General features: G+C 34.6%; 14 protein-coding genes and 1 pseudogene. 8 read left to right on the forward strand and 7 right to left on the reverse strand.

The genetic code is table 11. The features are described from left to right. Positions 1 to 114: 114 nt before the first annotated feature. The 4 genes from ABDZ91_RS14995 to ABDZ91_RS15010 all read left to right on the forward strand — a co-directional run bounded on the left by ABDZ91_RS14995 (position 115) and on the right by ABDZ91_RS15010 (position 4,322). Entirely contained in the window at positions 115 to 990 is an 876-nt protein-coding gene (locus tag ABDZ91_RS14995) for a hypothetical protein (RefSeq protein WP_343800322.1), read from the forward strand. An 84-nt stretch (positions 991 to 1,074) separates the two neighbouring features. Next, positions 1,075 to 1,590 carry a hypothetical protein gene (locus tag ABDZ91_RS15000; protein ID WP_343800324.1) on the forward strand — a complete coding sequence of 172 codons (516 nt, stop codon included), beginning with the start codon at positions 1,075 to 1,077 and terminating at the stop codon, positions 1,588 to 1,590. Positions 1,591 to 2,080: 490 nt separating this feature from the next. Next, entirely contained in the window at positions 2,081 to 2,254 is a 174-nt protein-coding gene (locus tag ABDZ91_RS15005) for a prolyl oligopeptidase family serine peptidase (protein WP_425541841.1), read from the forward strand. Between the two features lie 133 nt (positions 2,255 to 2,387). Then, positions 2,388 to 4,322 (forward strand): S9 family peptidase, encoded by a 1,935-nt coding sequence (locus tag ABDZ91_RS15010; RefSeq protein ID WP_343800326.1) that lies wholly within the window; start codon positions 2,388 to 2,390, stop codon positions 4,320 to 4,322. Between the two features lie 492 nt (positions 4,323 to 4,814). On the opposite strand, the gene ABDZ91_RS15015 is transcribed toward ABDZ91_RS15010, so the two are convergent. Continuing rightward, positions 4,815 to 8,684 (reverse strand): reverse transcriptase domain-containing protein, encoded by a 3,870-nt coding sequence (locus ABDZ91_RS15015; RefSeq protein WP_343800328.1) that lies wholly within the window; start codon positions 8,682 to 8,684, stop codon positions 4,815 to 4,817. Between the two features lie 245 nt (positions 8,685 to 8,929). On the opposite strand from ABDZ91_RS15015, the gene ABDZ91_RS15020 reads away from it, so the two are divergent. Further along, entirely contained in the window at positions 8,930 to 9,043 is a 114-nt protein-coding gene (locus ABDZ91_RS15020; protein ID WP_343800330.1) for a prolyl oligopeptidase family serine peptidase, read from the forward strand. 846 nt (positions 9,044 to 9,889) lie between these two features. On the opposite strand, the gene ABDZ91_RS15025 is transcribed toward ABDZ91_RS15020, so the two are convergent. The 5 genes and pseudogenes from ABDZ91_RS15025 to ABDZ91_RS15045 form a co-directional block, all read right to left on the reverse strand. After that, positions 9,890 to 10,756, reverse strand: coding sequence for a hypothetical protein (locus tag ABDZ91_RS15025; protein WP_343800332.1), 867 nt, complete (start codon positions 10,754 to 10,756; stop codon positions 9,890 to 9,892). Positions 10,757 to 11,694: 938 nt separating this feature from the next. Next, positions 11,695 to 12,015, reverse strand: coding sequence for a GNAT family N-acetyltransferase (locus ABDZ91_RS15030; protein ID WP_343800334.1), 321 nt, complete (start codon positions 12,013 to 12,015; stop codon positions 11,695 to 11,697). Positions 12,016 to 12,380: 365 nt separating this feature from the next. After that, complete coding sequence (locus ABDZ91_RS15035; RefSeq protein ID WP_343800361.1) at positions 12,381 to 14,126, reverse strand: UvrD-helicase domain-containing protein; 1,746 nt, start codon at positions 14,124 to 14,126, stop codon at positions 12,381 to 12,383. After that, positions 14,123 to 16,171 carry an ATP-dependent nuclease gene (locus ABDZ91_RS15040; RefSeq protein ID WP_343800336.1) on the reverse strand — a complete coding sequence of 683 codons (2,049 nt, stop codon included), beginning with the start codon at positions 16,169 to 16,171 and terminating at the stop codon, positions 14,123 to 14,125. Before ABDZ91_RS15040 ends, ABDZ91_RS15035 begins: the two co-directional genes overlap by 4 nt. A gap of 433 nt (positions 16,172 to 16,604) precedes the next feature. After that, positions 16,605 to 16,727 (reverse strand): annotated as a pseudogene (locus ABDZ91_RS15045) (AbrB/MazE/SpoVT family DNA-binding domain-containing protein); the annotation flags it as partial. Positions 16,728 to 16,973: 246 nt separating this feature from the next. On the opposite strand from ABDZ91_RS15045, the gene ABDZ91_RS15050 reads away from it, so the two are divergent. The 3 genes from ABDZ91_RS15050 (at position 16,974) to ABDZ91_RS15060 (ending at position 19,025) form a co-directional block, all read left to right on the forward strand. Continuing rightward, positions 16,974 to 17,222, forward strand: a complete 249-nt coding sequence (locus ABDZ91_RS15050; protein ID WP_343800338.1) for a helix-turn-helix domain-containing protein — start codon at positions 16,974 to 16,976, stop codon at positions 17,220 to 17,222. A gap of 277 nt (positions 17,223 to 17,499) precedes the next feature. Next, positions 17,500 to 17,982: a competence protein ComK gene (locus ABDZ91_RS15055; protein ID WP_343800340.1), complete on the forward strand. Its 483-nt coding sequence runs from the start codon at positions 17,500 to 17,502 to the stop codon at positions 17,980 to 17,982. Between the two features lie 293 nt (positions 17,983 to 18,275). Then, positions 18,276 to 19,025 (forward strand): DnaD domain-containing protein, encoded by a 750-nt coding sequence (locus ABDZ91_RS15060; RefSeq protein ID WP_343800342.1) that lies wholly within the window; start codon positions 18,276 to 18,278, stop codon positions 19,023 to 19,025. A 296-nt stretch (positions 19,026 to 19,321) separates the two neighbouring features. Here ABDZ91_RS15060 and ABDZ91_RS15065 read toward each other — a convergent pair whose 3' ends face one another. Beyond that, positions 19,322 to 22,411: a type I restriction endonuclease subunit R gene (locus tag ABDZ91_RS15065; RefSeq protein ID WP_343800344.1), complete on the reverse strand. Its 3,090-nt coding sequence runs from the start codon at positions 22,409 to 22,411 to the stop codon at positions 19,322 to 19,324. Positions 22,412 to 22,414 lie beyond the last annotated feature (3 nt).

Genomic DNA, 22,414 nt, shown 5'->3' on the forward strand with positions numbered 1-22,414 from the left:
GAATGGTTTGAAGCATTCATAGAGTTTTTCTATTATTTTTATAATCTATTTTCTTCTACAATGCTCCTAGTATGTGGTAGTAGTAATACGAGTACTATGGTCTAAGGAAAATAAGTGCCTGACCCCCGGTACGTTAATCCGTTAACGTGCCGGGGGCCAGGCACCATATTCAAGGAATATTCCGAATCAAATAGAAATGACAACATTATCACGATAAATCGTGGTGAAAAACAAGTTGAAGAAATAAACAAGTTAGTTGAAAAGAGAAATCTTAAAGCAATTGAACAATTAGAAAATACAATTGTCAAAGAAGTTGACGGTAAAACTTTTATTCTAATTGAGGATAATTCCGAAGAGAGCAGCTCTAGTATTGGAATAATGTCATATACAAAAGATGTTCCGCCTGATCCTAACGATCCCAATTATCAGCGAAAAAATGCTCAACGAAAATTATCTAGGTTAGGAGTTTATTCTTCTGCATTAGATGCAAGAGGATACGATCCGTATACAGATATACGAGTCTACGAAACAATGGATTATTACACTGAGGTTAGCAAAGGTTATAAATATTTTTCCGCTGGTACAGCAGTTAACACGGTTGCGATATTTTGGGATGTAGCAAAATCAAGCGCACTTACTTGGATTACTGCTGCGGCTGTAGTTGTAGATGTCTATGATAAAATTCAAGGATCAATTAACGCGATTGATGCTGCACAATATGACTTTCAAGGTGGTAAAGAAGGAACTGTTTATGACCCAACTAACTACAATAGAGATGTTGAAACATGGTCTACTTGGGAAAGAGGAAGAGTTGCTCTAGGATGGAGTTATTCCGGAGGTTACCAAGACCCCCATTGGACACATATTGACAAATCAACTGCATTAGAAATGTCAAACTATACAGTGTCTGATAATGCACTCAACACTTATAACAATAATATAAATGTATATGGGTATTGGAAGCATGGAGTAGGACAATTAGGATATTAATATTTTCCTAAAAAAAGACATGGGATTTACTTTTCCCCCATGTCTTTTTATACTTAAAGTAAGTATCTAATAAGGGGGACTATAATGTTAACAAAAAAAAGGTTTTTCCTGGCACTATCCTTTTTGTTATTTATTACTGGAGCAATTTATTTGTATAATGACTATGAAATTATCAAATTAAAACTAAACTTATCTGAGCCAATCATGTGGGAAACCCCTTCTGAACAAGACGAAATATTCGTCTATGATACTATAAATAAAAAATATGAAAACCTCGGATTAAAAGTTACAGACCTATATTATTTACCCAACCTAAATCGCTTACATTTTGGGATATGGTTTAATAAGAGCGATAAGGAGGATCATTTACCGTCCTATATTTATGAAATCATATTAGTAGATGAAAAAGGAAATGAATATAATGCAAATAGATTCCTAAACAAAAAAGGTGTTTTTGATATTTTCCAGTATAGATCTGCTATAGATCTGAATCTTAACCAAATAGAAGAACTATACATGTACGTTTACCCCGTACAAGAAGTGGATGGAAAGGAAGTAAAAAGAGAACCAGAAATAAAGCTTATTTACTCAAATAAATGATGAGTTTCTTAAATAGATAATAAATAAGAGCCAAAATCCCATTAACTATATAAGAGAGAATGTTGATCATGCTTCTCTTGTAAAACATCTAGCTTCGGTTTAATTTTCTGAGACCCCCCTTGGGTGGTCTTCTTTTTTCTAGTATGTTTAGTCAAAACACACAATGCTGAGTAAATCATAGTAAAATTCCAAAAGTGGATCTCCTGAACTAAATACTTTTACTGTATAACCTCTAGAAATATATCTGGTGGCTCTCTAATAGGAACCTAAAAATCTTGATTACAGAAATTGGGTCTCATCGTTTTTTGTAATCAGGATTTTTTTCTGAACCCTCTTAACCTATTTAATTTTTCAAGCCAATGGCTAACTACATCGCCCTGTCGACAAAAAACATCCTTTATTAGTCCATGTCCATGGAGGACCTACAGGAATGAGTTATTCCATACCGAACCTGACAAACCAGTACTGGACGAGCTGAGGATTTGCGGTAATCGATATCAACTACGGTGGCTCGACTGGATATGGACGGGAATATCGGGAGCGACTCAAAGGAAACTGGGGAATTGTGGACGTACAAGATAGTGCGAATGCCGTTCGCTATTTATCGAAAGAGGCGAGGTGGATCCGGATCGAGTTGCCATTGCTGGAGGTAGTGCAAAAATAAGTGCCTGACCCCCGATACGTTAATCCATAAACGTATGGAGGCAGGCACTAAATTTATTCTAAGTATTCAGAACATTATGCATATTTTTTGATAAAATAAAAACAGCTAGTCCAATAATTTAATAGGAGGGCAAATGACTATGACCCAACCAACCACTTCACCCTATGGAACCTGGAAATCTCCCATTACAACGGATCTAATTGTACAAGGCACAACTCCTCTTGTTCAGGTCACCTTTCATGGAGAGGATTTATACTGGATTGAGGCACATCCTTCTGAAGGAGGCCGCAATACCGTGATGCGGAAAGCTTCGGATGGTTCCGTTTCTGAACTTACTCCTGCACCGTTTAATGTTCGTACCCGTGTTCATGAATATGGGGGTGCACCCTTTATTGTAAATGACGACCATCTTTATTTCTCCAACTTCGATGATAATTTACTCTACATACGCAACGAGAATCATGAAATTCGTCCCATTACAACTAACTCTGCTCACCGGTATGCAGATGCAACCATCGATTCTTTACGTGGTCGTTTATACTGGGTTCGAGAAGACCATACGGAATCTGCTATTTTTGCAGAGACCACGATTGTTAGCATGGATCTAGACGGAAGTAATGAACGGATTATTGTTTCTGGCAATGATTTTTATTCCAATCCTCGCATTAGTCCAGATGGCAAACAGCTCGCCTATCTAACCTGGAACCATCCTAACATGCCTTGGGACGAAACAGAGCTTTGGGTAGCTGATTTGAATGAGGACGGATCGGTTTCGAATGCTAAAAAAGTTGCAGGTGCGCCAGGTGAATCTATTGTTCAACCAGTCTGGTCTCCAAATGGCGTCCTTTACTTTGTCTCAGACCGAACCAACTGGTGGAATATCATGCGGGTAAAAGGAGATGACGTTGAAGCTATTTGCCCTATGGATGCTGAATTCGGATCGCCAAGCTGGGTATTTGGTATTTCCGATTATGATTTTATCAATGAAACTACTATTATAGCGGCCTACACACAAAGCGGAGCCCGCCACCTTGCAATGATTGATGTGGAAAGCGGCGAATTAACTTCTATAGAAACTGGGGATACGGCATTTTCTTCTATTCACTCAAATGGAAAACAGATTGCTTTTCTCGCTGCGTCACCGACGAATTTTCCTCGAATCATCCGATTAAATGCATACGGTGGAAAATTAGAAGTTATAAAAGCGTCATCAGAACTAGCCTTGGATCCAAGCTATCTATCCCTACCCGTGCCTATTGAGTATCCAACGGAAGGAGAAAAGACAGCTCATGCCATTCTATACCGTCCAAAGAATGCGGACTACATCGCTCCTGCAGATGAAAAACCGCCATTATTAGTACATGTCCACGGCGGACCTACGGGAATGAGTTCTTCCATACTGAACCTGACAAACCAGTACTGGACGAGCAGAGGATTTGCGGTTGTTGATATCAACTACGGTGGCTCGACTGGATATGGACGGGAATATCGGGAGCGACTCAAAGGAAACTGGGGAATTGTAGACGTACAAGATAGTGCGAATGCCGTTCGCTATTTAATAGAAAAAGGCGAGGTTGACCCAGATCGGGTTGCTATTGCTGGAGGCAGTGCAGGTGGATATACGACATTGGCCTCTCTCATATTTACAGATGTGTACAAGGCAGGGGCCAGTCACTATGGCCTAAGTGAGCTAGAGATCTTTGCGAAAGAAACGCATAAATTTGAATCCAGATACATGGACGGCTTGCTTGGACCTTATCCCGAAGCAAAAGAAGTCTATTACAATCGTTCACCAATCAATTTCACAGATCAACTATCATGCCCGGTAATTTTCTTTCAAGGACTGGATGACAAAATTGTCCCTCCGAACCAAGCAGAGCTAATGGTTGAAGCGTTAAAATCAAAAGGATTACCGGTTGCTTATCTTGCGTTTGAAGGTGAAGGGCATGGCTTTCGGATGGCAAAAAATATTAAGCGATCTCTGGATAGGGAGTTTTATTTTTATAGTAGGGTGTTTGGGTTTGATGCTGGTGATGAGATAGAGGCTGTTGAGATTGAGAATTTGTGATGAAATAAAAAAGAGTATGATTATACGTCACTATAATGGAGGCAATTACAAATCCTATAAAATGAGCAACACCGTTTGGAGTAATTTTGTGGTCAGATAAAGTTACCCCGGGAATTCCTAAAGATATTTCGATGAAGGAAGTTTATAGGTGTTGATTCATCATTGCTGTATTACAAGAGTCTTATAAAATTTATCCTCAGACGTACTTTTCAAGGCACCAGCAGGATACTCTAAATGCTCGAAGAAGGAAAGGGAATTATGATTCTTCCCCAAAAAAGCAATTGACTCCACTGTAAATAGGTGTACCGCTAGCCACTAATATCCAAAAGCAGCAGTATTTCATTTTGAGATTCTGCTGCTTTTTTTATTCATTAAAAGCGCTAGACTACAAATTAATGAATACTTCAACACATCTGGAGTCTTGCACCAAAGTAACAAAATTCATCCTCAATTTTCTTTTAGTTCATAACATCATTTTATGACCTTCAATAACTACCTTCCTTCAAATCCTGCTGGAGGTGTTTTAATATCAGGAAATGGCTCTGGCTTAGATTTAAGTTTAAATACCGATGGATCTAACTCGAAAATGCTAATAGCAATTTGTTGATTTCCATGTACATGTGCAATGATACGCTGGTGTTTTGAAAATGGTGCCTGAACAGTCGAACCTCCAAATTCACCTGTATTAGCAAGTATTACAGGTTGATACATATGATAATGCAAGTAACTAACCATGTTATCAAAAGTTTGGATATCTTTGTTCATTGCAGAGATAATAAAGACATCAGAAACATCTCTTAAATCAGCAGCAATTTTCAAGTCTGTAGCATCATAGCAAATAGATCCAGATATTCTAATAGGTTCATTTCCATTGTTTTCTAATTCAATTATTACCTGGTAAGGTCGATAAGACTGGATATCCATATTTCTTTCCGACTTAGTCATGTGCTGTTTTCCTTGGTAGATGTATTTAAACTCCCTACCTGAGGTGTTTTCTGACCTTAGAAGCCATAAGGCTTGGTTAATTGGTTTTGATACATAAGTTGGTTGTAAAAAAGTTAAACCGGCAAATATATGAGCATTAGTTTCGTCCGATAACCCCCGTAGTATATCAACATCATCTGGATTTATAGATAGTTCAGGGAATACAATTAAATCTACACCATCAAATAAATCCTCATTACTATTCTCATTCAGAGGCTTTCTTGCACATATAGTTGATTTTACTTGTTTATTTACTAATTGACAAACAGATGCTAAGTGATCTCGATGCTTTTCTCTATAAAATCTATTCCAATTTGTGGGATCTTTTTCATTAAAATCATTTAACTGCGGAAGAAGAGGCTGGACAATTGCAAACCGAATTTTTGAATTACTATCTTTTGAATGTCTTGAAACAGGCACAGTATAGACTGGTGTATGTGTCAATTTGCCGAATATTTCTTTTTGATGCTCCAGTCTTTTGCCTATAATAACTTTTAAATCTCCTATCTTGCTAACACCATACCAATCTTCAATAAGAACTTCTCTATATTTTATTCCGGGCCATCTTAGTAACCTATATAAAAATTCTGTAAGCCAAGGTGTGATAGGTATTGGTTCTTCTACTAGTCCTTTTCCGTAGTTAATCATAGAAAATTTACGAGTATACGCAGTTGATTTTAACCCTCTATAAACGCCAATGTCTTCTTTTTGAATGAAAGTATTTGTTGTAAAGTCAAAGTCGCCTGTCATACAAGCTCTTAAAATTGCACCAAGATTATACATCCATTTATTACTTTCCTCAACCCAAGTGGGTGGTTCCAATAAAAATTTATTTCCCTCATTTTGTTTACTCCATTGCACTTTTAAATCACAATAGGAGGGATTTTGAACTTCTTTCCAGTTTTTACAATCAACAATAATATCTGCTACTCCTCTTCCCTCTTTCAGATTCTTAAAAGTATCAGAATTCTCTAAAATAGCTGCTGCAAGCAAAAGAAGTGCATTTTCTTGTTTGAAAGGATTATTTTTACTACTAATTACTTTTATTAACGGAATAGGTTCCTTAATATTAACATTAAAGTCAGAATTTTTATTTGCCATAACATAGGACCTTATACTGTTTGGTATAAAGTTTTTCCAATTATAACTTTTTACTCTACTAGCTTGGTAAACTTCCTTAAACAAATCAGGTCTGTTTATCAACAATGATTGAATCAAATATTTTTGGTCGTGGTCATCATTTAAGTCATTCAACCAATTGATAAACCAGGTAGCATATTTTTCTTTATTGGGATTTAATTGTTGAGCAATAAAAGATGTAGCTAGTTTTAATGATAAATGGTTATTTTTACTTGTAACGTAAAGAGAAGCATCATGTAACAACCTATATAAACCAAGTTCCTTTTCATTCTCTTCAATAGAAAATCCATAATCTCCATTCGTAATTAAAAATAAAATTGCTTGTTGCTTTAAGTACCACGGAATATTATTCCCTTTATTTATCAGTCTTTTCGCAAAAGATGCTAGCTGTTCCCGAAAACCAGCTAAATTTACAGATTCAGGATAATCGTATTCAGATTTATACCCTATACTAATTGATGCTGCTCTTAGAAGATCTGATGAAACATACTCTGCAGTCTTTATTTCATCAAATGAACTAGATTCACTAAATAACTTTAATTCTAATCCTTCAAGCACCGGGTTTAATAGTGTAACATCTGGATATAACTCATAACCACATTTTAAAAGCAAAGATAAAGATGGATTTTCTGCCCAAAATGAAATTAACTTTCGTGCAACAGTTTCAATTTCGTGGTTTAGCAGTTGACCAGCTGTTATAGATTTTGAACCTATTTCACTAGCTGCAACTTTTTCACTATGTACAGTCATACTTTTTTTTAGCCTTAGTGTTTTCACAAGTCGTGTTGCACTAAAACGTTTTAATGTATCGTCACGAATGTCCATAAAGGGGAGAAAAATTCTTGAAAGTCCCAAAGCATTTCCTTTTTTCATTTCCTTTTCTTCTAAGGAATCTGAAATACTAAGTAACCCAACTAACTCTCCAATAACTTGTTGAAGTGAATCAGCATCAGGTGTACCACTTATTCCATGCTGGATAGTGTTCATTACTGTAGAAATATTGCTTTTATTAGATAATTGATTATATGAAACAATACTTGACTTATCCTCATTTATATCAATGACTTTTTCATTATCACACTTTATTTCTAACAAATGCTTTTTCAGTAAGTTGTTTATTAAATTTGACATTGTTTCTTTTATTTCAATTTGATCAATTTCGCGAGGAGCTTCTACAACTAAACGTATATCATCTACATAACGACAGTAGTCCAGTACCCTAATGTCGCCTTCTTTTTCGAATCCCTCTTGCTGGTTAGTATTCTTTTTCAGATATTTTCCAACACTTCTATCAAATCTAATTAAATAAGCATTTGCAAAAAAACCGCTGGCAACAAGACCTTGAGGTAAACCTAATGAAGACCTTCCATTTTCGATTATTTTATTATTATTACTGTAGTCTTCCTTAGCCCATTCCCAATTAAAAACTTCCTTAACTTTTTTCCAAAATGCTGGTTCATCCTTAAATTCTTCTGGAAGACTGTAATAATTATAATATTCTCTATATAGGTATTTTATTTCCTCTACTAATGAGTTAAGGTCAATGTGGTTATAGAATTTACTTAAATCTAGAGAGACTACATATAACTCCTTATTGGGAGGTACAATCGGTGCATAATAATTGCATACGTTTTGTGGTCTTTTTAAAAAGACCTTATAATCATCAAAATATTGCCTATAGCTTTTGGAACTTCCCCAACTAAACTTTGCCTGTCTTCTTTTATTTAAATGTGAAACCCACTCACAATGCAATCGATTACCATAGCTATATATTTTCTCTTGCTGTGCTTTAAGAAAATCAAGTTCATCTGTTGGTCCTTGGATAGATTCTATAGCATCTGCTAAACAAAGCATAATTGCTGTAGTTACAGTTTGATCCCGAATTGATAAATGTGCTAATGGTCTTAAAGCCTGTTCTCCTTTTACATTATTCTTTCCCTTTGGATACCATAGTTTTTCATTACCATCAGGGAACACCCATTTTTGAGTTTTAGGAGCCAATACAATCCTTAACGGGGCTGGTTTATACCTATTACTTTTTAATAAATCTGTTGCATATTCCTTTAGCTTTTTTTCCAACTCAATAATCGAACAATCTAATTCTAATATATCCGCATACCAATTATGCCTTCGTATATAATTATGTGATTTTTTCCAAGCTTGTCCTAGAATTACTTCATCTTTCAAATATTCTATTCTTGGTGCAATCATTTCATATCTTTCATTTACAATACTCATTTTCCTCACCTTTTTATCACTGTTTTCCAAACAATATTATTTATATGTATCATTGCTTATTTCGACAAAATTTGGCAATTCCCTTCAAAAAAATTTTCAATTAACAAAAACCCAAGATTAGTATAAACCTTCATAAAGGTGCCTGAGCCCCCATATGTTAATCTATTAAAGTATCGGGTGGGCATTAGATTCTTGAAAAATGAAAGAATGCCTTTTTAGTCCATGTCCACGGCGGACCTACAGGGATGAGTTCTTCCATACTGAACCTAACAAACCAGTACTGGACGAGCAGAGGATTTGCGGTAGTCGATATCAACTACGGTGGCTCGACTGGGTATGGACGGGATTATCGGGAGTGACTCAAAGGAAACTGGTATGATAGTGTGAATGCCGTTCACTGTTTAATCGTAAAAGGTGAGGTTGACCCAGATCGGGCTACCATTGCGGGAGGCAGTGCAAGGGGATATACGACGTTAGCCTCTCTCGTATTTTAAGAAACGCATAAATTTGAATCCAGATACATGGATGGCTTGCTTGGACCTTATCCCGAAGCAAAAGAAGTCTATTACAATCGTTCACTCATCAACTTCACAGATCAATTATCATGACTTGTCATTTTCTTTCAAGGACTGGATGACAAAATTGTACCTCACAACCAAGCAGAGCTAATGGCGAAGCGCTAAAATTAGTGGCTTACCGTTTGCGTATATAGCCTTTGAAGGCGATGGCATAGCTTCCGAATGGCCCAAAACATAAAGCTGTCCCTAGATGGAGAGTTTTATTTTTATGGTATCGTGTTTGGATTTGAGGCTGGTGATGAGATAGAGCCTGTGGAGATTGAGAATTTGTGATTTAACAAAAAAGGTGCCAGGCCCCAAGACGTAAATAGGACAATTTCTTAGGGCAGGTACTAAGTTTTGGGTATTTGATACGGTGGGTTGGATAATGAGATTATACAGTTCTGTTAGGTGCTATTTGTAAGTTTCAACTGATTCTTTTGTTCCCACAATCCACATGACTTGGATGGTGATGGCAGATAGATTGGTGTAGTGGTGTTTTCCTAATTGAACTTTGCAAAATATGGTTAACTAAACTAGTTTTATCATTCAAACTATTGTGGTCTAAACCACCTTATTGAACAGGGACTTGGCTTTCATTTGTACATAACCGAATATTTATATGAATTAGCGAATCAGGTTTGCTAACTAGTTTAATTCACTTTTTGACTTTCTTCCAAGGTACAAAAATTCCATTATTGAATTAAACTCTTTTACTTCAGACGATTCACCGACAATTGTTCCACTCACCCTATAATGGTCAATCGCACTTTCAAAATCGTTATATAAGTTTCCGTTTTTGCTTATATTATCCGCAACTAAATTTATTCGCTCAGTGCAAAGGTCATACATATTAGGTGCTGTAGAAATAATTATTCTTGCAAGCTCTTCTCCGGCTTTTTCAATAATATCATTTTCCGCACTTTTTGTGACGGAAGGTGTAGCCTTTAACTTATCTTTCCTTTCTTCTATCCATTTTATTGCTGCATCTTTATTATGCGATTTTAAGATTGCCAAAGATAACTTATCAATTATCATGATGTTTTCAGGGTATTTACTATAAAGATATTCTAATGTTAAATGCCTTATAATAGGTGGTAAAATCGAAAATTGATGTACAACTTCCATATTGGTTCCAAACTCATATTTCTCAAAATAATCGATTAACAAATAAGCGTATAAATTGAAAAGACTGTCTATTACAGTTTTTACATCTTCTTCAATTATCTCTCTTGTAAATTGGGTATGAGTGCATTTTGAACCCATTTTATTAATAGCTTTTATCGCATTTAATAGTAGGGGATTATTTTTTTCTTCAATTCTTAATATAATTCTTTCTTCACCTAATGTAACTTTTGCTTTTTTAGGAAGGCTTAATATTCTTCTCACTATGACTTCTGCATATTGTCTTATTTTTGCGATTGTCCCCCTTCGTGAAGCACCTTCAAGATAAAAAGCATCATTTATTAAATCATTTACTAGTGCCTCGTAAGCTTCATTATTAAATCTAGTCATTATAGTTGCTCCTTTCTAAGCTTCCATGATGTAAATAGCTAACAGTAAAAGACTGCCCTTCAAATCTCAAATTCTCCAAACCCATTGGCATACTTATATCCAGTAAACCATCCTTATCACTAGTAGATTAGTCAAATGCTGTTCCACTTCGTCTTCGGGAAGAGGTTCTGAACTATAAATCATAACCTATTATTGGATACAATTCTTACCTTTTGTATCAGCAATTGGTCATCCCCACACTATTCCTTCTTTAAAGCTGGCAAAACTACTTCTAAATAGTTCTGCCAATAATCTTTATCACCTTTCTTGGCTAATGCCAATAGTACATTAACTATATTTCGAATTCCTGCTTTCTTCCTTTTGTAAAGGATTTTTTCCGTATCTTTCTATATAGAATAAAGGTTAAAAAGATTACTTTTTTGCTTGTAATCATCGTACTTTCTCCACGTATGTTTACTTTTCTTTCTATGAGTCAATAGCCAAATATCCTCATTATCATTATCAAAAAAAGCATTTTATCTAACCATAAGCAAAGACAAGAAATTTAACTTAATGTTTTGCCCAGGTTTTATTGATCCAATCAGTTATTCTTCCGATATTGATATTATTCCTAAATTAAACCTTTGCTAGCTTTCTACCCCTATGATAGTCTTTTATCAAAAGAAATAGCATTCCGTCTGATCACATATACATGTTGTATATGGTGATTCTCTATGGTTTTGCAAAAGAATATTGATCCCAAGTAGGGATGGACTTTATATAACTTTCCGATAATATAATTTTTAAATTATAGTTTTGATTAGTCTAATGTCAGTCTTTTTAACCACGTTAGTCGCAAACTCCTGACTTTTCGGTTCGAATCCTTCTAAACCTAGCCAATTAGCCACATAACTTTTTTTGTATAACCAATCTATCATTACTTCTGAATTTGGATTTGTTTACTTTACTATTGCTACAATTTTATTAAAGCCTTTTTCTAAGGCAATAGCTTCTAATTTTTCAATAATAAATGATCCTAATCCTTCTCCTTGATGGTTTGTATCAACAACCAAGGAAATTTCAAAATCATCATTTTCATAGTTTACCCAACCAAAACCTAATACCTTTTCATTTTCATCTATAAGTTTCCACCACTCTTGATTGAGTTGTAAACCTAACTCCAAATTATTCAAATTATCAAAGGTCCCATCAGCTACCTCAGCAAAAATAATTTCCTTTTCAGTGTCCCAGATTGAATGTTCTTCTTTAATTATTTCCATAATAAATTTTCCCTTCTATATGTTTTTCTTAAATCTGATGTTCAATTGTGCAATTATGGCAGAAGTTTAGTCATAGTATTTAAATAATCACTATAAGTCTTCCTAGAACATTTATTACATTGCGTGCCTAGCATAGTGAACCACCAAAGTTTTGTTAAGGAAGCAACGGGACGGTTCTGCCGCTACAGAAGCAGCAGAACCGTCCCCATACATCCATTGTCTTACCCGAACCATTAGCGCCAATTAGTACAATTGATTGCTTGTCCCTATATACTTTCTCTACTGTTAATATTTAGTTATTTTATTTTCATAAATGCTTTTCCATTTTCCTCTCAAATAAATTTATTAACGTTAGGTAACGAAATTCAAACTAATTCAGGAATTTTAGATAAGTCTTCCACTTTGATTTTATATTTTTCTTCTATTAACTTTTGATGTTTCTTTAGCAATTTAGAAACCACAATGAACAATCGACTTTCCGCTCTGCTCAATCCAACATAATAAATCCTATGTTCCTCATCATTTTCTAAATCTGGATTGATTAGAAAGTCCAACGAATTAGGGATTAATAAAACATTTTCAAATTCATCGCCTTTTGCTTTATGAATAGTACGATGATCACTCATGTCCTCTTTTAAATTTATGCATATTGAGAGATGTTTGTATGAATTAGTATTATAAAAATCTTTAGCTGCACCTGCTTTGAAACCAGCCATTGAAATATGTGGTTTCAAAATATTATAAAACTCCATAATCGCTTTAGATTCATAGTTACTATAAGTGTTTAATAGCACCTGAAGTAACGCTATAGATTTGTTAACTTGATCTTTCTCGGATAACCCAGTGAAAAGTACTTTCATTCTTTCTAATGCATTCTTATAATCACCTATTCGCGCAAATTCCACTGACTCTATAGAATTGATTATTATTTTTGGTCTATCCGGATTACTATCAAACTCTTGTAATTTAATTAAAAGTTTAGAATCTATTCCATCTAAAGAAACCATTGACTTCATTGCATTAGCTGTAGAATTATCTCTAGAAAGCGTATGGATTACGGTATCCTCTCCATACAAATCCTTAATTCTTTTATAAGCGTCTATAGTATCCCCGATAAATAATACAGGCACATCCTCATCAATATATTTATATTTATCTTGCACAATGTCATTTCGAACAAGATTTAGTAAGTCAATAATTTGATTTGAACTACGCCTATTTTCGAGGATTTGATATTCTGCCATGTTTTCTAATTGGAAGTTATTAAATTCTTCTATATTTGCACCTTGAAAGGCATAAATAGACTGCGCTGGATCACCTATAACACCAACGATTGTTTCCTTGTCTGCTATCAACTTTACAATTTTTGATTGTATAGGGTTTGTATCTTGAACTTCATCTAAGAAAAAGTATGGAAATTTCGCTCTTAAAACTTTTAATATAAATGGATTTCTTGTAATTAATACATAACTAAAGAACAAAACATCATCGTGATCAATCCTACCTACTGCCCAACTTAACTTTTTATAACTAAGTAAATCAACTTCTAAGATTTCCGCTACTTTACTTATAGAACCTGCTTTATCTTTCTTACCAATTAATTTCAAATGTCCATCAGTATCAAACATATACTCTAAATTCGAAAGCCACACCCATAAAGAGTTTTTCTTAACATCCATAAACAGTAATTGTCTTAACGAATTAGGCGGCTTTAATTCTGATACACGGCTATGATTTTCTAACCAATTTTCAACAGTAGAACGTCGAGGTAATACGGTATCATGTCCATTAACCTTATCTACATTCACTTCAAATTCATCAGCAATTAGAAATAGATACGGCTTAATAACATGCTTATACAAAAAACTATGAATTGTCGATACTTCTACTCTATTGGCTATATTAGTACCAAGTCTTTTCAAAATCGTTTCAACTGCGATGTTTGTATATGTAATACAAGCTATTTTACGAGTCTTTTCTAATCGCAAAGAATTTTTAACTGTATTTTTTATATGGTTAACTAACCAATGCGTCTTTCCTGCACCTGGCCCGGCTGTAACTTTAAAATGTTGTTCTAAATCAATACAATCGCTAGATGAAATTGTAATCAGTTTTCACACACCCATTCTATAGCTTCTTTAATATAATCTGGTACAATAAAGTCTATATAAGCGTCCGTACCTAGTTTAGCCAGATTGCCTTCCAATACATATGCTAATTCCAAAGCATTAACACCTTTACCAACCGAATTTAAATATCTAGCAGCTATTAGTGCAATTTTTTTATCATCATCTGTCCAATTTAAATCACCATGTTTTAAGGCACTTATAATTCTAGCGTTTTCTTTTGAATTACTTAACTGACTATAAAGCTCATCAATTTCTTTTCCTTCCTTAAATAGTTTCATCAAATCTTTTATTTCTTCCTTGTTTGACATTGAATCAGTTACTAATTCTTCAAGTGTTGCGTTGAAACGTGCTAAATCATATTCAAGGGTTTTACCCTGCATTTCATCTTGCAAATAGAATTTTATATTAGGTGAATATTCTAATTCTTGCTGATTAATTTTATATTCGTATTTTGCAGTGTCTATATTCATCTCAAATGGATAGCATTTTTTATAAGACGTTTTTTCAGTTGTAAGGTCTTTTCTTTCTGGATCCCTATCAGTAATACAAACTACTTTTCTATTAATTGCAGCTGAATTACTAGTGTTAAATAGATTTACGAAATGATCAAAGTATTTTCCACCTACATTTATTACTGCAACATGATTATCCTCTAGAGACTTCCCTACATATCCGGCAAAAATGGACATTAACAATTGCTCCGCTAATCCTTCTACTAATATTAGCTTTTCAGCAAAAAGCATATTAGATTTTGTAGCGTCTAAAAATCTTTGTATATACTTTTTACTTTCTTCATTAGTTCCAAAAACTTTACCTGGATAACTAACATGCGTTTCATTATCGGCTTTATATAAACAAATTAATTCGTCTAGGCTTAATGCTCCCGTTATATGAGTTGAATGGGTTGTTACAAATATTTGACGTACCTTTGTATCTTTTAAATTCTGTTTTAAAAACTTTAATAACTGTCTTTGCATTGAAGGATGTAAATGCGCTTCTGGTTCTTCTATTACAAGCATCGGAAAGACTTTAGCGTTGTTTCCTAAATACGTTTCGCTCGCATTGACTTGCATTTTTGCCAATAATAAAGACATGAAAATCAAATTATTATATCCAAGTCCATTATGTGTTATAGGTAGTTGAATTCCTGTTTGATACTCCACAATTAGTTTAAGCGATGAATAAAGTTCAATATCTGTGATGCTACCTGCAAAATTTGGCTCTGCATTATCGAAGGATGCACCTATATCTTTTGAATAAGATAAAATTTGTTTCTTTCCTTCTGACATCCTTTCATTCAGTGAGTCCATTAAATTCCTTGCTTGTTCTTCAAATTCAATTTTTTTATCTTTAATTTTTCGTTCTTTTTCATCGTCATCTAAGCCTTCATTAGATTTAATATCAAAATCCATAAAGAAGTCCAAAACGTTTTTTAATAGCGTATTTTTACCACTAAACATGTCCCTTTCGACATCCCTAATGGCATCTAAAAATTGAAAGTCGAACTTCTTCAAATACTCTCCATCTACTGTAATTTGATTCTCTAAAATTCCACCATAAATTTTGTATGTATATAAACGTAAAAAATTTCTATCAATAATCTCCCATGCTTCTATTATAGAAGTTGAAGTAGATTGCATTCTTTTGTAATCTTCGTGGTGTTTAAGTGGGAGACAAAATTCATAATGTATTTTAGCCTCATACGGCTCTTCCAACTTAGTTAGCCATTGACTTACAACGACTAAGTCATCCCCCATTAGATCTTCTTTGTCCTCTTGAGTAAGAGTGATTGAAATATTAACAATAGGCGGCTGTAATTTTAATTCTTCTAACGGTATTGTTTTATTAAAGTCATCTATGGTTATATTTTTTTTTGTAGATGGATTAAATATCAATGCCATAGCTTTTAATAAATTGGATTTCCCGGCATTATTATGACCGATAATGACGTTTATACCATCGTTAAATTCAATTATATTGGACCTGAAATTCTTATAATTTTTAATTTCTATGTTAGAAACGTACATCCTTCTAACAACTCCTTTCTACTATCGATATTTATCTAATATTCCACTTCTATTATAAAGCACTTTGTAAATAAATGGTTTTCAATAAAAGGAGCACATAAACTAAAATGAAACTAACCAATGACCCACTCTATCATTTCGATGATTTATTTAACTGATGTTTATCGGTGTAATAATTGTTCCCCGCTCTTTTGTTCTACTATTCAAATACCTGAATAAATGTCACTCTATTAAACCGATACTTTGGAAATTTTTCCTCAGTAAAATGTCTATTACCAGCAGGAATACTATCCATTTTCAAACCAAAATATCAACCACTAGTTCGTTTCTCAAAGAATGATAGCATTCCAAACACACTAACTTATTCCTAATATTAACCACCTCTTTAGAATCCCCGCAAAAAACACTGAATTTACAGGTTGGTACTTCTACTTTCATTGTCAACGAAAATCTCTACAGGATCCTTCTCATTAAGATCAAAATTTCTTCGTACTTCAACAGGTATAACGATTCTTCCTAATTCATCTAACTTCCTTACAACTCCGGTTGATTTCATGATTCTCCCTCCCAAATTCCCATTATTCTTTGATTACTTGCCGTTCAAAACTCCTATGGTTGTTAATGTTCTTCATTTTTTTACAAATCCCTCCAAATTATGACAAAAAATATAATCAATTGACTACGATCGTTCAAATAACTCTATCTTTCTAAAAAAAAACAAATTTTCTCCAAAAGGAAGCTGCCAGCTTGTGTACTCTCTCTTTTCCCAAATAGATAATAGTAGTCAAAAAGGGAGATTTCCTTGGATAATAAGAAGATTCTAATGCGAATTTTAGGGAATCGTTTAAGAATGAGGAGAAAAGAGCTAGGCTTTACATTAGAGGATGTAGCTAAAAGAACACTTCTTAGCGATAAGTATATAGGTCAAATTGAACGCGGAACTAGATTGCCAAATCTTGATACACTTTACTTAATAACTCTTTCCTTAGAAACGAGTCTTAGTTGTATCCTGGATGAAATTGAATATGAAGTTAAAAAGATGAGAAAATGATTAACTACATGAGTACAATGAATGCCTGATACCATTGAAAATACCTTTTCAAAATAATGAGTTTCCTCTTCCTTATTTTACCTTTTAGTATAACTAGGTACTCCTAAAGAGTATTGAAACAACACACAATCTATCATCTCTCATTTTTCCCTACTGATAAGTGAATTGTCATCTCGACTCTTAATCTAAAACTTTTCAGTACCACCCCCTATCATCTTTATTTTCTTTTCTATCACCCAAATTATCTACAAATAAATAAGTAAGGAGTGAACTTTTCTTGAGAGTCATTTTAGATCACTATGACATTCAGTCAAACACGTTTGCTTTAATTCCAGTCAAACACATGAACTATTGCACCAAAGTTATTGAAAAGGATCGAACTATTTTTGTTCGAAAACCACCACTAAAGATTATTAAAGAAGCATGCCTCCATGGATATTCCACTTACGAGGGTAGAAGGAGTGCTATTATGTACCTTACTGGATTTAGGCGTAAGGTTCCCATCCCCATCAATCTTCAGCTAAACCTCATCGCCTTCCCTACTCTTTCACCTACCCAACTCGATTGCATTTGGATTTTTTCCAGCCACGTAAAATCCCTACAACAATTAGAATCTGCTAAAAACAAAAACCAATCTATTTTAACCTTTATAAATGGTCAAGAACTCCTAATAAACGAATCAGTATTCGTCTTGGAAAAGCAAATACAACGAACAGCTTATTGTAAGGATATCATTTCTAGAGATACATCTATTATTTAAATAAATGTTGGAATCCTCCACTCCCTCTCATTATTACAGCTTTTCTTTACCCTTTCTATTTCAATTCAACTATCAAAAAAATCGAGTTGCTCAAATGAATAAACTACTAATCAATGAAAATCCCCTCCTAGTTCTTCCTTCACTTGCTATGAGACTAGGTCTATATCAAGCAATAGTTTTACAACAATTCCATTACTGGATGCAAAAGAGTTCTTGTAATTTGAAGGGAGAAAATGGGTCTACAACACCTATGATGAATAGAATGAGAATTTCCCCTTTGGTCCAGGTCTACTGTGATTCGAATCATAAAAAAGTTAGAAAAACTAGGGTACTTAATTAGTCAGAATCTAAATAAGAAATCCTTTGATAACACGAAATGGTATACGCTCAATGTTGATTTATTAGAGGAAGGAAAAGCTTCTGGGGGTAAGCCAACACCCCTGCCTATTCAAAGTGACCAGCTATCTAATCAAGATGATCAGACAGCTAGTCAAAATGACCATGCCACATGCTCATCTTTGATAGATGACGTATGTAACATGAACAGACCAATACCAGAGAATACTACAGAGATTACTACAGAAATAAAAGAAGAAGAAGAAGAGGATGATACGTGCGCAGATCAGTCGAACCCATTTCAATTCTTCAAGCAAAATGGATTCGGCACAATTGGTAATTATATCGCTGAAAAAATTCAGGAATGGTGTGAAGCTCTTTCGGACGAGCTTGTGTTAGAAGCAATGAAAATAGCAACTGAAGACGGGGCAAAATCTTGGTGTTACGTGGAGTCAATCTTACATAACTGGGTTGATAAAGGCGTTTCCTCTCTGGCAGAAGCGGAAGCGTTTCAACTTTGGTATAAGGAAAAGAAAAGCACCCAGTTACGCATCCATTCTTGTAGAAAAGAACCCATACCTGAGTGGTTTGAATCGGAGAAAAAGAGACGACAGCAGAGCTTTCAAAGGCAGGTTGAGGAAACGTTTGATTTTGAAGAAGAACGTCGAATGTTGGAGATTGAGCTTGGGAGGAGACATAACAGTTAATTCAGTCTTAGTGGAAGAAGCCTTGAAAGAAAAAAAGCACCTAACACCTCTTCGCTTTAACACTTTAGTCAAACGGGGGTCAGGCACTGAAACTCAAATAATGTAAATAAAGGTTTTTGCATCTGCTTTAGTAGATTTTTTCTCTCTCCAGATACTCATATTCAATTTTTCTTTCTTCAGTATTTCCAAGAGACATAGGGACAAGAAACTTGTCCCACATTGTTGAATACTAACTTATCGGAACATTTATCTGTCCCTGCGTCCCCTTTATGAATTGTGAACAAGAATCGCTCTTTCTATTTATATTTTCTTTTAATTTTCGGTACAATCTCCGGAAGTACTTTCATGAGCTCCATATTATGTTCCAATAGGTTACTAGTTTTCGGGTTTTCAATCGAACCATAATCAACATTACTTGTTAATTCATCAATATAAGGAATATCCTTCGGATTCGCTGTTGAATAGGCTTGTACCGATTTCTCAAATATTATTTCATCAAGCCCCCACTCTCTGGACACTTTATAAATTTCATTTTTTAATTTGTTTCGCTTCCATGCTTCATATGCTTCATCAAAATTCACATCACTAGCTACATTCCCAGGTTCTAATTCCTCTTCAACAAATTGCTTCAGTAGCTCTGCTTGATCAAAATCACCCATATTACTTAATTCTTCAATATGTTGATAAATAATACGTAATGTTTCTGCATCCACTGTTTGTTTTCCATCTGTTGAAGTGGCTTTATCCCCGATTAATTGAATAATATAATACGCATCAATTTTTTGTGTACCAGCTAGCTTTGCTTCACCTAATGGTAATACTGGTAAATCTTCTGGATCATCGTCCGTATTATCATCTCTTGTTACGTTTCGATATGCACCAACATAACGCATCCATTCATGTTCTGTTATACCAAATGCTTCATCTTCCCAAGCAAATTCATAATATTGCTGAATCGTATTTAGTTGACTGTTTGCCTTTTTAAAAGCTTTTACGAAGATTTCCTTTGCCTCTTCATCTCTTTCTAATGTTTGCCATGCCGTTGGATTTTGTAATATCTGTATCACTTCTTGTGAGTATTTTACAAATTCATCTACTGCTACAGGATAGGGTTCTACAATTGCTTTACTACTCTTTCCACCACTTCCATATAGAATTAATGCATCATTTACTGTTTCTTCCGTTATTCTTGGGTACTGGAAGTTGACAATCGTACCAAATTCCTTTTCCTTCCCATAAATTCGATTTGTGCGTGAATATGCTTGAATCAATCCTTGTAATGCAAGTGAACGATCTACATATAACGTGTTAATAAATTTAGAATCATAACCTGTTAGTAACTGATCTGCAACAATAACAAGGTCAATGTTTTTCGGATTCCGACCACTTCCACCACGTGTTGCTCGTTCAACGACATCTTCATAATATGCATCTTCACCTCGTCGTTTATCACCGTAAGCATATTCAATTCCAGTGAAAGCTGCATAATCTTTGAACATCGTTTTAATTAATTCTGGATCAGTAGGTTCTTTATCTGCATCTGTTCCAAAACTAAATGTCATCGCCACGTTAATAGCAATATCATCACGTTCCGCTAATTGCTTTTTAAACTCTTCATAGTAAGCTATTACTCGATGTTTAAATGCGACCGTCAAAATAGCATTGAAAAACTTATGTTGTGATTGATCTTCCCAGTTGTTTAATATTTCTTCAACCACTCTTGGAATATGTGTCTCATCATGATAAAACAATATTTTACGTTTTTTTGCTTCTTTTTCAACTTCTAACTCAGAAAGTTCATATACTTGTCGTACCAGTTTTCTTTTTGGTGTGTCAGGTTGCTCAGTTAGTTTATATTCAACAATTTGCTCACGTAATGTATCGTAACTTTCAAATTCTCCGGTATTTATGTAGTCAACATGAAAGCCTAATACGTTTTTATCTGCAATTGCTTCATCTATCGTATATTGGTGCAATAGTGGTCCGAAGAGCTTTTCTGTTGTATCAATAAGTTCACTCTTCTCGTTGATCATACCTTTAATCTTATTCTCGTCAAATAAGGGTGTCCCAGTAAACCCATAAAACAGACCATTTTTGAGGAAGTAATTTTTAATGGTTACCATCATGTCACCCATTGTCGTTCGGTGAGCTTCATCAATTATAAAAACAATTTTCTTATTTGCTAAACTTTCATCCTTCGCTTCAACTAAATCTTTCACAAGATTATTTAATTTAAATGTTGTCGTTACAACGATTCCTGTACTAGCAGATGATAAAAGTTTACGTAATTGAAATGTATGTGCTGTATCATCGACTGTTACTGATTCGTATTGTGCATATGCTTTGAAATTATCACTCGTACGACTATCAAGTTCTTTCCGGTCTACTAAAAAGACAACTTTATCAAATCCTGCTCTAGTTGATAAAAATAGAGCGGTCTTAAAACTCGTGATTGTTTTTCCAGAACCTGTTGTATGCCAAACAAATCCTCCATGAGGAATTTTATCCGCATTATCCCAGCATAGGGCAGCACCTTCAACAGCTTGCAAGGCATGTACTTGATAAGAGCGTAATAACATATGTTTACGGTTTTCCTCTTCTCTTGCTTCATCAATTACTAAATAATCGCCAACCATTTGGTGTGCCATCGGAATCATTAAGAAGTGACCAATAACATCTTCCCAATGGTTAATAGGTCGATTATATTTGTCTGCCCAATGAAATACAAAGCTTGGATTAAACGCTTTAATTGACTTTGGTGTTGCAAAGTAACGAGTAGCTACTTCAGATGTCATCACCATCATTTGTGAAAAGGCCATGAAATTATTCACATATTCACCATCTGCATAATAACGTTTAAATTGATTAAATGCTTCTTCTAAGGACTTATCTGTACGCTTTTGCTCAATATTAATGAGTGGCAGACCATTAATGAGTAAAACGATATCAAAACGATTTCCGTTCGGTGTTTCCACTTCTCTTGCGATATTATAACTCGAATCTCCACCACGCACTTGTGCCTTTTTAAAGATGGTCAATGTGATTTGTTCGCGTGTAACGTTTGGATGAGAATCTCGATAAATGCCATCAATTTTCCCAGTCGATTGTTCCATTGCCAATAACTTTGCCGCTTCATAACTGTTTTCAATTTGCGATACTTTTGCCATCACTTGGGCAAATTCATTATCTGTTAAAGGAACACTCTCCAAGACATCTGCATTCATTCGGTTTAGTTCCCCACGCCAATGATTGACTAAATCTTGTACGGTTACTTTTTGTTTATTCCCATTAAGAAAATCTGGTGCGTTCCATTTATATTGTTGCAGTTTTGCAACGAACTTATCTTGAAAAGCTTTCTCCGCCGCATTCTTTCGCCTACTACTCATTGA

This window comes from Bacillus carboniphilus (assembly GCF_039522365.1).
GTDB lineage: Bacteria > Bacillota > Bacilli > Bacillales > JC228 > Bacillus_BF > Bacillus_BF carboniphilus.

Coding starts and splice junctions, on each gene's coding strand:
- ABDZ91_RS15000 (WP_343800324.1), top strand. CDS start 1,075: ATGTTAACAAAAAAAAGGTTTTTCCTGGCACTATCCTTTTTGTTATTT.
- ABDZ91_RS15010 (WP_343800326.1), top strand. CDS start 2,388: ATGACTATGACCCAACCAACCACTTCACCCTATGGAACCTGGAAATCT.
- ABDZ91_RS15015 (WP_343800328.1), bottom strand. CDS start 8,684: ATGAGTATTGTAAATGAAAGATATGAAATGATTGCACCAAGAATAGAA.
- ABDZ91_RS15020 (WP_343800330.1), top strand. CDS start 8,930: ATGAGTTCTTCCATACTGAACCTAACAAACCAGTACTGGACGAGCAGA.
- ABDZ91_RS15025 (WP_343800332.1), bottom strand. CDS start 10,756: ATGACTAGATTTAATAATGAAGCTTACGAGGCACTAGTAAATGATTTA.
- ABDZ91_RS15030 (WP_343800334.1), bottom strand. CDS start 12,015: ATGGAAATAATTAAAGAAGAACATTCAATCTGGGACACTGAAAAGGAA.
- ABDZ91_RS15040 (WP_343800336.1), bottom strand. CDS start 16,171: ATGTACGTTTCTAACATAGAAATTAAAAATTATAAGAATTTCAGGTCC.
- ABDZ91_RS15065 (WP_343800344.1), bottom strand. CDS start 22,411: ATGAGTAGTAGGCGAAAGAATGCGGCGGAGAAAGCTTTTCAAGATAAG.